This is a genomic window from Bradyrhizobium sp. BR 10289, assembly GCF_019455385.1.
GTDB lineage: Bacteria > Pseudomonadota > Alphaproteobacteria > Rhizobiales > Xanthobacteraceae > Bradyrhizobium.
The window spans coordinates 1-664 of the sequence record NZ_JACOFR010000059.1 but is presented as its reverse complement, the minus strand read 5'-3'; the positions used below and the strand labels follow the sequence as shown (position 1 = coordinate 664).

The following is a 664-nucleotide window of genomic DNA, read 5'->3' as shown; positions in this document are numbered from 1 at the left end:
GATGACGATGGACAAACGCATTATCCCCCTGATCATGTGCGGCGGCGCCGGCACGCGGTTGTGGCCGGCCTCGCGCGAGGTGCGCCCGAAGCAGTTCCTGCCGCTGTTCGGCGCGCGCTCGACCTTCCAGGACACGCTGCTGCGCGTCTCGGACGCCGCGCTGTTCGATCGTCCGATCGTCATCACCAATGCGTCCTATCGCTTCATGGTGCTGGAGCAGCTCGCCGAGATCGGCATCGAGGCCGACGTGCTGCTCGAGCCGATGCGGCGCGATTCCGGTCCCGCGATCGCCGCCGGCGCGGTGTTCGCGCAGAACCGTTCGAGCGAAGCCATCGTGCTCGCGCTCGCCGCCGACCACGTGGTGCAGGACAATCCCGCCTTCGTCGCCGCCTGCCGCGAAGGCCTCACCGCCGCGAGCGCGGGACGCATCGTCACCTTCGGCGTCAAGCCGGAGCGGCCGGCGACCGAATACGGCTATATCAGCCCCGGCGAGGTGATCTCCGGCCAAGTGCATGCCGTCGCGCGCTTCGTCGAGAAGCCCGATGCGGTGAAGGCGGCCGATTACGTCAATTCGGGCTATCTGTGGAATAGCGGCAACTTCATGTTTCCGGCCAGCGTCCTGCTCGACGAATACCGCAAGGTCGATGCGGCCAGCGTCGAGGCG

General features: G+C 67.3%; 1 protein-coding gene. It reads left to right on the top strand.

Translation table 11 applies throughout. The features are described from left to right. Positions 1-7: 7 nt before the first annotated feature. Positions 8-664 (top strand): mannose-1-phosphate guanylyltransferase (locus tag HYH08_RS37320; RefSeq protein ID WP_220014812.1); only part of this gene is annotated, 657 nt, incomplete at its 3' end.